We start from the raw sequence: 14,124 nt of genomic DNA on the forward strand, positions 1-14,124 counted from the left end.
TAAATGTCTCTATTAATAAAGCCATTTAGATGTAAATGTATCCTGATACGGATCCTTGTTCTTGGGAAGCTCGAAAACTGAAGTCTGGAGCTGCTTGAGATCCATAGTAGGCTGGATACCGTAAACATGGTAATCGAAGTACTGAGTCATCTTTTCCATGTCCTCGTCGATAACGGCGTGACCTTCCTTATGAATATTGATAGCGAGGTGGTCACTGAGTCCGACGTAATCCCAGATGTGCTTCATGCCGCAGTAGCTCATCCACATTGAAGGAGCATTTACCCAGTCCTCACCAACGCAAGAGCCGATGATGAAAAGGTATCTGTCGGGATCACAGCAGAGTGAACCCAGCATATGCTGATCCATGGGGAACTGATTTGCGTTTCTGAATTCCATGAACTTTCCGTTGAACCATGCCTGCTCGCCTGAAGCCTGGAGACTTCCGAGAGGCTCGTTGTCACCGTATCTGTATGAGCTTGATGCGCCCTTTGAGCTGAAGTCGTATGACTTGCCCTGTGACATATAACGATACAGAGCGAGACCGCCTGCACCGGAGCAGGAAGGAGCACACATCTTGAAGCGCTTGTCGAATGCGCCGCATACAGCTGTTGCCTTTCCGTATCTTGAAACGCCCGTACAGATAGCGTTCTCGGGATTGATGTTCAGTTCCTTTGCAGCGCCTGCATAGAGAGCATCGAGAGTTCTGCTGAGACCCCATGACCAAGCCATGAGCTCGCCTGTCTGAGTCTCGAAGCTGTTGCCGTAAGGATAGAGGTCGTAGAATGCGCCCTTGTGCGAGTTGTTATCCTGTGCTGTGCCGGGAGCAGTGAACATACCGTCGCAGTCATATGTTATTACAGCATAGCCCCTCTTGGTAGCGGAGGGAGTTGACTGCATGGAGTGCATACCAAGGATAACGGGAGCACCGCCCTCGTGGCGTACAGTTGCAGGCTTGTTGATGACCATGTTGAAGGAAGCGGTCTTGCCTGTGCTCTTGCGCTTAACAGTGATAGTCATCTTGTTGCCGCTGATCTTGTAAGAAGTCTCATCGTCCGAGCCGTCGATCCACTTGCCGTACATATAGTATTCGTACATACAGCTGATCTCAGCCTGACGTCTCCACCAGTCCTCCTCGGACTGTACCTTTGAGCCGTCCATGAAGATGAAGGGATCGGGAACGTCGTTGGAGCTCTTGAGCTGGCTTACAGCAGGGAAGTCATAGCTCTTGGGATAGTCCCCGGGACCGTCCTGTATTGTTGTGGGCGGGAACTCTACATCCTCTCCTCTTACGAATGAAGTAAGTGTCTTTATGTCCTCAGAGTCGATCTTATCATTATTATTAAGGTCGCCCAGCTTGAGAGAATCCTTGTCAAATTCCGACTGGAGAGCAAGTCTTCTCATTGGGATCAGGTCAAGTGAGTCCACAACGCCGTCCTTGTTAAGATCGCCGCGCTGTGGCTTGCCTGTCGTAGTGACCGTGGGAGTTGAGGGGATTGAAGGAGCTGCGCCCTTCACGCCTGTAACCTTTACGTCGTCAAAGAAGAAGTCGATGGTGCTCTTCTCGGTCTCAACGTAGAATGACATATCCGAAGCGCCTGCGGGAATGGTGAATTTGTCGTTGGAAAGCTTTGTCCATTCGCCCTTCTTGACATCACCCTTTGCGATATCCATGTACTGGGTCGTGGTTCCGTCATTGTACTGGAGCGAAAGCTTGAAGCTGTCGGTATCGGTGCCTGTGTCGTATCTTACATAGGCTTCAAAGCCGTATGTGCTGCCTGCCGAGAACGAGTAGTCCAGCGGGATAGTAGCGCCGTTCCATGAAGCAGTTCTGCTTGTGACCTTAAGAGAAGCTGAGCCCTCATGTGCAACAGACTTGCTTACCGCAACGGAAGCTGCACCTCGTCCCGACCAGCCGTCTTCACCGCTTTCAAAGCTGCTGCCGATAAGAGTCACGATCTCATCATCGGCTGCGAGAGCTGCGGTAGAGCCGCATAATACAGCGGAAGAAACGAGGGCTGCCAGACAAAGCGAAGAAAGATTTTTGGATTTCATAATTCCCTCCTGAATAATTTAATTAAAAAACATCCTCATTGAATAATGCCGTGAAGCGTGTTTTTTATGATCCCTCCTCATTTATTCTTTAGTAGAAAATGTATAGTTTTCTTTCCATTAGTTTGGCATTATTGTTTATTATCTTTGATGTTAATATACAATAAAACGCTGAATTTGTAAAGCAATTATTAACAAGACGGCAATTTTTGACTATTACTCAGCAAGATTTGGTCAGAAAAAGCGCAATTTCTTGCTGTTCATCAAAGAATTTTACCAATATTTTTACTTTGATTGCCTGTTTGGTAATAATTTGTTTACTTGCATTGCCCAAAAATTGCGAGGTGGATAAAATGAAACTGGAAAAGCATCTTATAATTATAATATTTTCTTAAATAATGTTGCTTTTGAACTGAAAGAGCAGAGGGGCTTTTCCTTTATATATCTTAAATTATTGAAATGCAGCTCCAAAAATGTAACATTTGTGCTGAAAAGAATAACACCCGCTGTCAACGGGAGTACATAAGCCTTTTGGCGTTATATTATTGTGCTTGGTGGACAAAATGAATACAGATTTGCTATTAAAAAAGCGGTTCGGTAAAACCGAACCGCCGTGTTTATGCCAAATACACAGTATTGTATCTGTACTGTCATGTCTGTTGAAATCGCAGTATGTGCATGATCTGCATTAATCTCTTCTGAACAGGTCTCGTGTATAAACCTTTTCTTTAACATCATCGAGGACGCTGTCATATCTGTTTGCCACGATACAGCCGCACTTCTTCTTGAATTTTTTCAGGTCATTAACAACGAGTGAACCGAAAAATGTGCTGCCGTTTTTAAGTGTCGGTTCATAAATGATAATTGTTGCACCTTTAGCCTTAATACGCTTCATAACGCCTTGTATGGAGGACTGGCGGAAGTTATCCGAATTAGACTTCATAGTCAGACGATAAATGCCGATCACAACTTCCTTCTCTTTTTCCTGATTAAAACCTCCGTCGGAATAGCTGTAAGTTCCGGCGATCCCGAGAATACGGTCGGCGATGAAATCTTTTCTGGTCCTGTTTGACTCAACAATTGCAGACATCATGTTCTGAGGAACATTCTGATAGTTCGCAAGAAGCTGCTTTGTATCCTTCGGCAGACAGTAACCGCCATAACCGAAAGACGGATTGTTGTAGTAGTCGCCCACACGGGGGTCAAGACATATACCCCTGATGATGTTTGCGGTTTTAAGTCCCTTGACCTCGGCGTATGTGTCGAGTTCGTTGAAGTAGCTGACACGAAGTGCAAGATAAGTATTAGCGAACAGTTTTACTGCCTCTGCTTCGGTTGTTGCCATAAAAAGGATATCGATATTTGTTTTTACAGCACCCTGCTGTAAAAGTGCAGCAAACTCCTCGGCAGCCTTCATGTTCTTCTCATCGGAGCCAACAATGATACGGCTCGGATACAGATTATCATAGAGAGCCTTTGATTCTCTGAGGAACTCAGGGCTGAAAATAATATTGTCCATACCCATTTTCTCGCGAACCTGCACAGTGTATCCCACAGGGATCGTGGACTTTATGACGATGGTGGGTTTGTTCTTCTTTTTTGCTGTTACCTTTTTGATGAGTTCCAGCACTGCCTCTACCGCAGAGCAGTCAAAGAAATTGGTCTTGGGATCGTAGTTTGTCGGTGCAGCCACTATAATATAGTCGGCATCCTTATATGCACTCTCGCCGTCTGTCGTAGCAGTGAGAGACAGCTGACGCTCTTCATGCTCCGCAAGATACTGCTCGATGAAGTCGTCCTGAATAGGGGACTGCCAGTTATTCAGCTTCTCGACCTTTTCGGGAACGATATCCACAGCAGTAACATCGTTGTGCTGTGAAAGGAGAACTGCAAGGGACAGTCCGACATAACCGGTGCCTGCGACCGCGATCTTCTTACGTTCAACAGTTTTTACTTCCGCCTCATCGTCTACGAAAAGTTCATTATGATCGAAGCCGAGAACTTCGGAGAGAGCCAGAAGCTGATCAACAGAGGGCGTGTAATCGAGGGCTTCAAGCTTGGACAGCAGTGAACGGTTGATGCCTGTCCTGTCAGCAAGAGCGCTCTGCGAGAGCTTTAATGCCTTCCTCTTACCGACCACAGTCTCTGCCAGTTTAGCGATTGAGAGATGCTTCATATAAATCTGCCTCCTATATAGTAGTGTTGCTGATAGCAACAAAAGAATAGCTGCTTATAACAAATCCATTATACCATATGGGAGCGATAACGTCAATAGTTTTGTGATTGATTGTTGCATAATATTGCAGAAAAAAATGATACTGCCCTTCTTTTGCTGCTGTCAGCAACAGCTGGCTTACGGATAGTGAAGTATTCGATGCGGTGCTTAGTTAAATTGCTGAATTAATATGAATTATGTCTTAACAGCTTGATTTTGTATACGTTAGGGAGTATAATTATTATATTGGTTTATCATGTTTGTCATATCGCTTTAAAAGACATTTCCGGTGCTTTCCTACCGGATCGGGAGTTCTTCTCCTGCCGAAAAAGGGATTGTGCAGTATTTTGCTGTTCCTGATCCTTGTAAGGCAGAAAACATCGTGGATCATGATGAGTTCCTGAAGTTTATAAATAAATGAGAATTATTAAAATTGGAGGAAACGTGTTTGACTTTATCAATTCCTAAGCTGAGGCAAAAATGGGGATCGATGTCCAAGGAAGCAAGGGCATCGGTTGCTTATGCCCTCTGCAGTATTGTACAAAAATGCATTTCGTTCATAAATATGCCTATTTTTACAAGGCTTATGTCTACTGATGAATATGGCGAAATGACGGTGTATTCGTCATGGTCCGGTATTTTTTCGATCGTTCTGACACTCAACCTGGCTTACGGATCGTTTTCACCTGCAATGCTGAAATTTGAAAAAGACAGAGACAGGTACATTTCTTCAATTCAAGGTATATGGCTGGTTCTTTCAGGATTCTTTTTAATGATATATCTTCCGCTTCAGGGGTTCTGGAATGATATTTTAGATCTGCCTACATTGTTCGTGATCTTTCTTATTCTTGAGACATTATCGATCAATTCCATAAATCTATGGAGCGGAAAAAAACGATTTGATTATGAATATAAGCCTGTGGTCGCGCTGACACTTCTGATGTCTGTAGCTAATACAGCTGTTTCGCTTGCATTTGTTCTTTTGAGTGAACAGAAAGGTGCTGCAAGAATATGGGGCCATGTTGTTGTAACGGCAGCATTCGGCATTATTATTTTCAGCTTGAATGCTGTTCGCGGTAAAAGTGTCTTTCATAAAGAGTATTGGAAATATGCTTTAGGCTTTAATATTCCGCTGCTGGCATATTATCTGTCACAAATGATCTTTAATCAGAGCGACAGATTAATGATCAATCATTATTGCGGAAAAGGCAAGGCTGCAATATATGGAGTCGCTTATACTTGGGCAATGGTTCTGATTTTTGTGCTGAATGCGATTAATAATTCCTATGTTCCGTGGTTTTATAAAAAAATCAAAGAAGGCAGGGAGGAAGAAAATGCAAAGGTCGCAAACGGCATCGCAGTATTAATGGCTGGACTGATAATGTGTATCGTTATTATGGCTCCGGAAGTAATACTGATCATAGGCGGTGAAAAATATGCTGAGGCTATTTGGTCCATCCCACCGGTCGCAATAAGTCTTTTATTGCTGTTTTACGCTCAGCTGTTCATCAATGTACAGTTTTACTATGAAAAAAAGAAGGATTTAGTATACGCTTCGATTGGTGCGGCAGCAGCAAATATTATTCTCAATGCCATACTGATACCTCATGTCAACTATATTGCTGCCGGGTACACAACCATGATCAGCTATATTATTTTTGCAGCTATGAATTATTATACAATGAGAAAAGTGGCTAAGGAATCAGGCTTTTCTATGAAAGCACTTGATATAAAAATGCTGTTATTGATTTTTATTGCATTTACTGCTGCCTGCTTTATAATGATGGCAACCTATAAATTAATTATTGTGCGATATGCCATTGTTCTGGCAGGGGCGATCGCCGCAGTGATCAAACGCAGAGAACTTATGAAGTTTGTAAATAATACCGTAAAACATAAATAGGAAGTGGATTGGCATTATGAAAAGCATAAAGAAGCTGATAAAAAAGCCGGTTCGGATCATTGGAGAGCGAGTGATGGATATCAGGTCTGCTTATTATATAAAACGAAATATCAGGGTTAAGAATACAGATGTAATAAGAATAGGGTTTATCGTTCAGATGGCAGAGGTATGGGACAAGGAGGTCCGTATTTATGAGGAACTCAGGACAAGGGCTGATGTTGAGACATTTCTGATAGTGGTTCCTCCGTATGATTTGAAAACAGATAAAAATACACTGTCATACGAAAACGATCCCTTTCTCAGCATATACCCTGAGGCAATAAAGGCTTTGCAGCCCGATGGGAACTGGATCGATATCAGAAAATCCAATCTGGATTATGTATTCTTCCAAAGGCCCTATGATCAGTATCTTCCCAAGCCGCTTAGGAGTACCGAACTGGTCAAACACACTAAATGCTGTTATGTGCCGTATGGATATGCAGGTTCGGATGTTTTTAATCGGGGGAATACAAATCTGCCGTTTTTCAGGAATATGTCATTTGTTTTTTTAGAGTCCGAGTATATGAAAGGGATATTCAGGAGATCATTCAATAATAGATCTATGTTTAAGCACCAAAAATATGAAACTTTGGGCTATCCTGATCTTGAAGTATATTTTGATATTCCTTCAAGAGATGAGAAAAAAAATATTCTTTGGACTCCGCGATGGTCTTATGACCCTGAAATGGGAGGTTCTCATTTTTTTGAGTATAAGGACTTACCGTTTTTTATTAAAAGTCATTATTCCGGTATTGATGTTGTTTTCCGTCCGCATCCGTTGATGTTTGATGAATTTATTAAACAGGGATTGATGAAACAGCAGGAAGCAGATGATTATAAAAGGCGTATCAGAGAAGCTTCCATAGCATATGATACGGGAACACTTATTTCGGAGGCGATCAGTCGTTCTGACCTCCTGATAACCGATTATTCATCTATAATTATCAACTATTTTCTGACCGGAAAGCCCATAATCTATTGCAAGGCAGATTATGAGCTGAATGAAGAGTATTCTAAAATTGAAAGCTGTCTGTATGTAGCTGAAGATCAGCAGCAGATCGAAGCCTATATAGCAATGCTCCTGAATGGCGAAGACCCGTTAGCAGAGAAAAGAAAAGCGTTGATCGAAAAATATAGACTGCAACATATAGGAGCAGCAAAGCGTATTGTTGATTGCTTACTTTCGGTTTCATAACAATGAAAGTATGATTTTAAGGAGCTGTGTTTTATGGTTATTGGATATACAACCGGCGTATATGATCTTTTTCATATAGGGCATCTCAATCTTTTAAAGAACGCAAAGGGACTTTGCGATAAACTTATCGTTGGTGTTACTGTTGATGAACTTGTTGCATATAAAGGGAAACACGCTATGATACCTTTTGAGGACCGCATTGAGATCGTTCGCGCTTGCAAATATGTTGATGCTGCAGTTCCTCAATATGATATGGATAAACTGAAAGCCTGCAAACGGCTTGGCGCATCCATTCTTTTTGTCGGCGACGATTGGTACGGAACTGACAAATGGAAGAAATATGAGGAGGATTTTGAAAGAGAGGGGATCAAGATCGTTTATTTCCCATATACGAAAGGAATTTCCTCTACCAGAATTACAAATGCATTGAAACAGGTGCGCGGCTGGACAAGTGAAGCAAGCGAGGCAGCTGCGAAAGCCCACTTGATCGCTGAGGAGAACAGTAATAATGGCTGACAGAAGATTAAGTATTATGTTTTTAACGATCTTGTTAGTGTAAAGTATGTATTTGAACGTTAACGTAATGAGAATGACATATGGTATCCCGACAGTTTTTGATCTGATTACTGAAATGTGAAAGGAAATATTATTATGGTTGATAAAGAATACTGCATGAGCTCATATATGGCTTTCCGTTACATTGAAGATGATGACAGGGATTTTTATGATGGAATGCATCATGAGAATATAAGACCCTTTGCAGATAGCGAGCGCATTCCTGTTCATTCCGCCGATGATATTGATCGTGAGATCGGGAAGCAGATGGAACAGTTTAAGGATAAGAAGAAGGGAGTCCTCCTTTCAGGCGGAATGGATTCTGCAATAGTTGCCTCTTATCTTTCCGGTTCTGATGCCTATACATTCAGATTTCTCGGGGGAGAGTTCCAACCTGAGGAACTCGCACGGGCTGAGTATTATTCTTCGTATTACGGATTGAACCTGCATTATGTAGATATCAGTTGGGACACCGTTGTATCGCATCTCGAGCCGGTCATGAAAGCGAAGTGTGCTCCGGTACATTCGATCGAGCCGCAGATACTGCAAGCAGCGATTCAGGCAAAAGCTGATGGTATCGAAATGATGTTTGTCGGTGAAAGCAGCGATCTGGTCTTTGGCGGCATGGATGGTTTGCTTGGGAAAGACTGGGCTTTTGATGAATTCATGGATCGATATATCTTTACGAAGCCGGAAGATGTTCTCAATGAGCCTGTGTCTATGCAGTATCTCTTTGAACGCTACCGTAAAGACGGTAATATGATCGATTATCTTCGTTTCATGGATGACGTGTTCGCTATAGAATCCTCGGGTTCTTATCTGAACGCATTTGCGGTTGCCGATATGCCCTATTATGATCCTTATGCAAGACTCAGAATGGCGGATAAGCTTGATCTTCACAGGATCCGTAACGGCGAACCGAAATACCTGATAAGAGCATTGATGGCAAAGAAATATCCTGATATCCCTGTTCCGAACAAAGTTCCCATGCCTCGTCCTGTTGATGCTTATTTCAAAACATGGGAGGGACCTTCAAGACCGGAATTCCGCAGAGATATTGATATGAGCAAATTCAACGGCAATCAGAAGTGGCAGATGTATTGCCTTGAGAGATTTTTGGATATCAATGAGAAGGTATAACGTAAAGGAACTGTATTTATGAAATAAAATATCCTTGTCGGTGTTTAATGGCAAGCCCTGAGCCGTTGACAACGGTAACAAGCAAACGGCTTTATTCTTTGCCATACATGGCGGGATGCGCGTACAAAGTGTTTGAAGGCTGCCTTGGATGCACAGGTGATGGTCCTAATAATATTGGAGTTTGAGATCGCCATGTTCCTTTTTAATTCAATAGCTGCAGGTGATGTTTAATGAAGTTATCAATAATAATTGTATCCTACAATGAGAGCCGATTTCTTGAAAAGGCTGTGGGATCGTGTCTTGATCAAGATTATGATGATTACGAGATAATTATCGGGGATGATGGTTCTGACGATGGCTCGGTAGATATAATAAAGAGATATGCCGAAACAAATAATATTAAATATTTTGTTATGGAAAGAAATGCAAAGTATTACATTCCGTCTATCAGAGTATCTGATATTATTAAGAGGGCACTTGAAATTGCTGACGGTCAATATGTTTGTGTATTATCCGGCGACGATTTTTTTGTTGATATGGGAAGGTTCAGAGAGCATACCGAATTTCTTGACACACACAGCGCATATTCGGCTGTTTATTCAAAATATGAGGAATATCATGAAAAAAGCCGGAGATCTATTGCTGCAGGTTCATACTGTAATTGGAGAAGTTTATTCTGGAGCGGAATGTATGCGCATATATCGTGCTTTACTTTTCGGAAAAAGATTTATGAAGACAATCAGCTTTTGGATAAAATGTGCGACGATACCGGCTTGACATACAGCATCGCTATTGCCGGGAAGTGGCATACGCTTCCAAGCGTAACAATGGCGTATCGCCAGAGAGATGGAAGTATAATGCACAAGGCTGATAAGCTGGAGCTATCTATTATTGAATTGATGCTGCTGCAAGATGTTCTGAATAAAAAGAAAATGATCTCCGGCAGTCTGTCACGTTATTATAAGCCGCTTTCATATTGCAGGAAAAGAAGAACTCATCTAAAAGAAGAAAAGTATCATAAATACATAGAGGCTTGCAATGGATATGACAACAATATCCTGAAGGAGATCATAGACTCGGAGAAAAAAATAAAACCGAAGCTTAAAATAAACGGCTTGCAGATCATCTCGCTTTTATGCTATTTATTCTACGGATTTTTCAGAAAGGCATACAAACTTATTGATCACCGATAGAGCTTAATATGACATAATGAGGCATTGACCGAGCATCTTTCTAAACAGGGTATAGGTCCATGTACAGTTTTATCAGGTAAGGAACCCTTATGGTTATATGCAAATGTCATGGGATAACAGCAAAAGGTAAATGATCATCTGTCTGAAAGAATAACAAAAGGTCACTTGTTTAAGTGACCTTTCATTTTTTATTTTACAGCGATAACCGTTATCCACGGCTTGTCTTTATGGTGGGAGGTCTTCACACTTGAGAAGCCTGCCGTTTTAAGAGCAGAGCTTATCTGCTTTGTGGTATAGCACTTCATACCGTCGATTATTTCCTCGAATTTTAGGCTTGCTTTATCAGTTCCGTCTGATTCGTTGACGATCATAAAAGTGCCGACTTTTTTCAGAATGCCGGCTACCTGAGAGAAGCATTTTTCGAGGTCCTTCCAGAAATAGATGGTCTCGAAAGCAGTTGCAAGGTCGTAGTGATCTTTTTCCAGATCGAGAGCTGACACATCGCCCTGTCTGACACTGCACCTGCCTGCTTCGATCATAGCCTTGTTGAATTCCCGTGATTTTTCCACGGAAAGGGGAGAGTAGTCAATAGCTGTCACCTCTGCAGCGGGATATCTGTTAAGCAGTTCGCCTGCATTTCTGCCGCCGCCGCATCCTATTTCAGCGATCGCTCTCGGTGACAAGTCTTTTAGGTGACTCATTCCCCAGTCAGCCATTTTTGCATGGCCGCTGTTCATTCCTTTCAGCATCATTTTGCCGAGAACACCCTCGGGTTTTCTTGTCTGACTAACGTAGTTTCTGAAAAGCCCCATGTTATCACCTCATTTTATGCAGCATCTTTTTTCTCAGCTTCCTGAGTTCCTTCGGCTTCTTCTGCGCCTTCCTGATCGGCACTTTCATACATCTTGTCGGTTTTGCCTATCTCATCGGTGAGTTCAGCACCGTCCAGAGTTACCTCGGCTTTACAGCTTTCGATAACGCTGTTTTCGGCACGTCCTGCAACAGCACCCGGAGTTACAGCACCTGTGATCTCGGCTTTGACTGAGCAGTCAACGATCCTGAAAGCTGTCTCCTCGCCGTAGTAGTAAAGTCCTGTTCCGATAAGACCTCCTACATGGGTCGCACCGGGAACGTTCATCTTGACAGTAACGCTGCAGTTCTTGATAATGCCGGGATAAGCGTGGGACTCAACGCCCTCTGTAGCCAGAGCGATATCTCCTACCGAGTGAGTACCGCTGTATCCGCAGAGACCTCCGATAGCATGACCGCCCTTTGCAGAGATTATCTCAACATCAGCTGTACAGTCGGTAACGCTGTCCATCATTTCAAGGCAGCCTGCAATACCGCCCATACCAACAGGTTCATTGCCCTCAGCTATGATCTTTCCCTTTGCTGTGCAGTTTTCGATAGTTCCGCCGAAGCTTCCTCCGATAATGAGGCCGCCGCACTCAGCAACGTCGCACTGGATTATTCTTCCGTCTGAGAAATCGTTGTCACCGAGTACCCTGATAGTAGTACCATCAACTGTGCAGTCGTGGACGTGATTTGTTGAACCGCCTGTGATACCGCCGATAGCGTTGACACCTGCGATCTCATTTTCACCTGTGAGAGTTACATCGTGTATCTCGCCCATGTTGTATCCGACAACACCGCCGATAGCCATTGAGTAGGTATCTGTGCAGTGGATATTGATATTCTTGGCAGTAAGGTTCTTGACCTCGCCCAGATTCATACCTATGATACCTGCACCGCAGATCGGGGTATTGCTGTCGAAGGTTACATTTGAGATAGTGTGTCCGTTACCGTCGAATACGCCCTGGAACATGCAATCATGGTTGCTCATATCTTCAAGGTCCATAGTGCCGATAGGAGTCCACTCAATGTCAGTGCAGTCGATATCGTCAGTGAGGACAACGGTCTTGCCTGCGTATCCGCCCATAGAACCATCGGTTACGCTTTTTGCAAAAGATACAAGCTCCTCGGCAGTGCCTATCTCGAGAGTATCGCCTTCGGAGCCTGTTGAAGCTTCATCGCCCGTTTCGGAAAGGTTTTCTTCAACAAAGAGACCGATAACATTATCTATAAGCTTGTCGTCGCAGTCTGCGGGTATCCCTGCTGCCAGCCAGTAAGCATAGTCGCCCTCAGCGTATTCGGCAAGTGCTGCTTCATCGCTTCCGTAGCGGAATTCGATGTGATATGTAGTTGCTGGCGTATCGGGCATCATGAAGAAATATCTGAATTCGCCTGCATCTTCGTCGGACGTTTCATAGAGGAAGCCGTCCATCATTCCGCCGAGAGAAAGGTCCTTAACATATGAATACTCATGCTCGAAAACTTTTTCTCCTTTTTCATCAAGGCCCGAGATGGTGCTTCCGTCGAAAACGAACTGATCAACGCCGTTGATGAAATAGCAGTCGAACTGTGCCTCCTCGGGGGCAGTGTATTTCTTTACAGCGTCCTCGCCGTAAACAGTGCCTGTGCAGGCATTTTTCAGCATCTCGGCACAGTCAGCAGCCATATCAGCACCTACGATAGCTTCGCATTTATCCAGCCAGACCTGATCGTATTTATCGTCGCAGATGACTGTGAACAGCTCGTCATAAGTACCTCTTACATCTTCGAGAAGCTGTTCGGCAGAACTGAGTTCAACAGCCGAAGATGACTCGGGCTTGCTTGAGGAAGAATCTGATTTCGTCCCGCAGGCACACAGAGAAATGACCATTGCAGAAGCAATGGAAAGTGATAGTTTTTTTTTCATAAATATCCTCCTTGGGAAATATTATTAAGTTAGAATATACTAACTTTAAGGCGTAAAATAAGGGATCATATATTGAATAAATGATCCCAGCCGCAGGCGAAAAAGGTTCTGAGCTGAAGGATATACCTGAGCGCCTCAGCCTTTTCCATATCATGGCGGACAAATTCAAAAAAGCCGTGTACATAGGAACTGCACAGCAGATGTATCAGCTGTGGAGTCGCTCTGCCCGAGCTGATGACCTGATTGCCTGTGCGCTGAATATACATCAGCGTATGGTGTTCGTCAACGGAAACTATCTCATCTACGAAATCCGCAAAACGAGTACCCTTGCTGCAGCATATCAGAAGCTTGAAAATATTGAGATTATCGTAGATAAAGTCGATGATCGAGTATATGTAGTCCTTGTATTCTGCGTCGAATTTATCATCGTGAAAGAGATTTTTCTGCTCGTCAACAGGACGGGTGTCATAGCTGTCCATGTAGGAGGTGAACATCCTTTTCAGCTTATCGGCACACTCCGAGACAAGAGCAGCAAACAGCCCTTCCTTGTCGCCGTATCTTGTGTATACGGAACGAGGAGTAGTGCCTGCATTTTCGGCGATAGTTCTCAATGAAGCGGCAGTATAGCCCTTGTCAAGAAATTCTTTCATAGCCTGTTCAAGCAGTTTTTCGGTAACACCTTCTATCCTGTTAGCCACTGTACTTCTCCTATCTTACTATTTGCAACACTGTTGCATATCATATCACGAAATCATTCTCATGTCAATAGTCGTAATCAAAATTTGTTATTGTATACAAACAATATTGTACTAATGTGTGATTTTGCGTTGATTATTCTTCATACTTTATTATCGCAAGCTAACGAGCATCATGAATAATTGTTCAGTATGAAAGAGACGGAAACTGCGATTCTGTAACCAATGCACTGAGGTTTTCCGAGAGTGGAATAACGTGAAAAGCAGGTCTGCTGAGAAGGCTGAAATGGTCACAGACGAGCCGAAGGAATACAATATGGTGCTCTGACAAGGGCATAAAAAACTCCGCAGAGGGAAAACTCTGCGGAGCGTCTGATATTGC

10 protein-coding genes are annotated in these 14,124 nt (G+C 43.3%); 5 read left to right on the top strand and 5 right to left on the bottom strand.

The features are described from left to right. Positions 1-12: 12 nt before the first annotated feature. Positions 13-2,052 carry a carbohydrate binding domain-containing protein gene (locus DSZ37_RS04075; RefSeq protein ID WP_109725682.1) on the bottom strand — a complete coding sequence of 680 codons (2,040 nt, stop codon included), beginning with the start codon at positions 2,050-2,052 and terminating at the stop codon, positions 13-15. Positions 2,053-2,737: 685 nt separating this feature from the next. Next, on the bottom strand, positions 2,738-4,225 hold the full coding sequence (locus DSZ37_RS04080) for a nucleotide sugar dehydrogenase (RefSeq protein WP_109725683.1): 1,488 nt from the start codon (positions 4,223-4,225) through the stop codon (positions 2,738-2,740). 487 nt (positions 4,226-4,712) lie between these two features. Between DSZ37_RS04080 and DSZ37_RS04085 the strand changes: the two genes are divergently transcribed. From DSZ37_RS04085 to DSZ37_RS04105, 5 genes are all read left to right on the top strand, one after another. Next, positions 4,713-6,167 (top strand): lipopolysaccharide biosynthesis protein, encoded by a 1,455-nt coding sequence (locus DSZ37_RS04085; protein WP_109725684.1) that lies wholly within the window; start codon positions 4,713-4,715, stop codon positions 6,165-6,167. A gap of 16 nt (positions 6,168-6,183) precedes the next feature. Next, entirely contained in the window at positions 6,184-7,401 is a 1,218-nt protein-coding gene (locus DSZ37_RS04090) for a CDP-glycerol glycerophosphotransferase family protein (protein WP_109725685.1), read from the top strand. A gap of 33 nt (positions 7,402-7,434) precedes the next feature. After that, positions 7,435-7,917, top strand: coding sequence for an adenylyltransferase/cytidyltransferase family protein (locus DSZ37_RS04095; protein WP_109725686.1), 483 nt, complete (start codon positions 7,435-7,437; stop codon positions 7,915-7,917). Between the two features lie 135 nt (positions 7,918-8,052). Then, the gene (locus DSZ37_RS04100) at positions 8,053-9,096 is read left to right on the top strand and encodes an asparagine synthase-related protein (protein WP_109725687.1); all 1,044 of its coding nucleotides are present in this window, start codon (positions 8,053-8,055) and stop codon (positions 9,094-9,096) included. Between the two features lie 230 nt (positions 9,097-9,326). Continuing rightward, a complete protein-coding gene (locus DSZ37_RS04105) occupies positions 9,327-10,289 on the top strand; it encodes a glycosyltransferase family 2 protein (protein WP_109725688.1) in 963 nt (320 codons plus the stop codon). A 188-nt stretch (positions 10,290-10,477) separates the two neighbouring features. Here DSZ37_RS04105 and DSZ37_RS04110 read toward each other — a convergent pair whose 3' ends face one another. The 3 genes from DSZ37_RS04110 to DSZ37_RS04120 form a co-directional block, all read right to left on the bottom strand. Further along, positions 10,478-11,101 (bottom strand): class I SAM-dependent methyltransferase, encoded by a 624-nt coding sequence (locus DSZ37_RS04110; RefSeq protein WP_109725689.1) that lies wholly within the window; start codon positions 11,099-11,101, stop codon positions 10,478-10,480. Positions 11,102-11,115: 14 nt separating this feature from the next. After that, entirely contained in the window at positions 11,116-13,047 is a 1,932-nt protein-coding gene (locus DSZ37_RS04115) for a GLUG motif-containing protein (protein WP_109725690.1), read from the bottom strand. Positions 13,048-13,112: 65 nt separating this feature from the next. After that, positions 13,113-13,745 (bottom strand): TetR/AcrR family transcriptional regulator, encoded by a 633-nt coding sequence (locus DSZ37_RS04120; RefSeq protein ID WP_109725691.1) that lies wholly within the window; start codon positions 13,743-13,745, stop codon positions 13,113-13,115. Positions 13,746-14,124: the final 379 nt, after the last annotated feature.

The sequence above is a fragment of the Ruminococcus flavefaciens genome (assembly GCF_900116855.1).
GTDB lineage: Bacteria > Bacillota > Clostridia > Oscillospirales > Ruminococcaceae > Ruminococcus > Ruminococcus flavefaciens_R.

Coding starts and splice junctions, on each gene's coding strand:
- DSZ37_RS04110 (WP_109725689.1), bottom strand. CDS start 11,101: ATGGGGCTTTTCAGAAACTACGTTAGTCAGACAAGAAAACCCGAGGGT.
- DSZ37_RS04090 (WP_109725685.1), top strand. CDS start 6,184: ATGAAAAGCATAAAGAAGCTGATAAAAAAGCCGGTTCGGATCATTGGA.
- DSZ37_RS04075 (WP_109725682.1), bottom strand. CDS start 2,052: ATGAAATCCAAAAATCTTTCTTCGCTTTGTCTGGCAGCCCTCGTTTCT.
- DSZ37_RS04115 (WP_109725690.1), bottom strand. CDS start 13,047: ATGAAAAAAAAACTATCACTTTCCATTGCTTCTGCAATGGTCATTTCT.
- DSZ37_RS04095 (WP_109725686.1), top strand. CDS start 7,435: ATGGTTATTGGATATACAACCGGCGTATATGATCTTTTTCATATAGGG.
- DSZ37_RS04105 (WP_109725688.1), top strand. CDS start 9,327: ATGAAGTTATCAATAATAATTGTATCCTACAATGAGAGCCGATTTCTT.
- DSZ37_RS04080 (WP_109725683.1), bottom strand. CDS start 4,225: ATGAAGCATCTCTCAATCGCTAAACTGGCAGAGACTGTGGTCGGTAAG.
- DSZ37_RS04100 (WP_109725687.1), top strand. CDS start 8,053: ATGGTTGATAAAGAATACTGCATGAGCTCATATATGGCTTTCCGTTAC.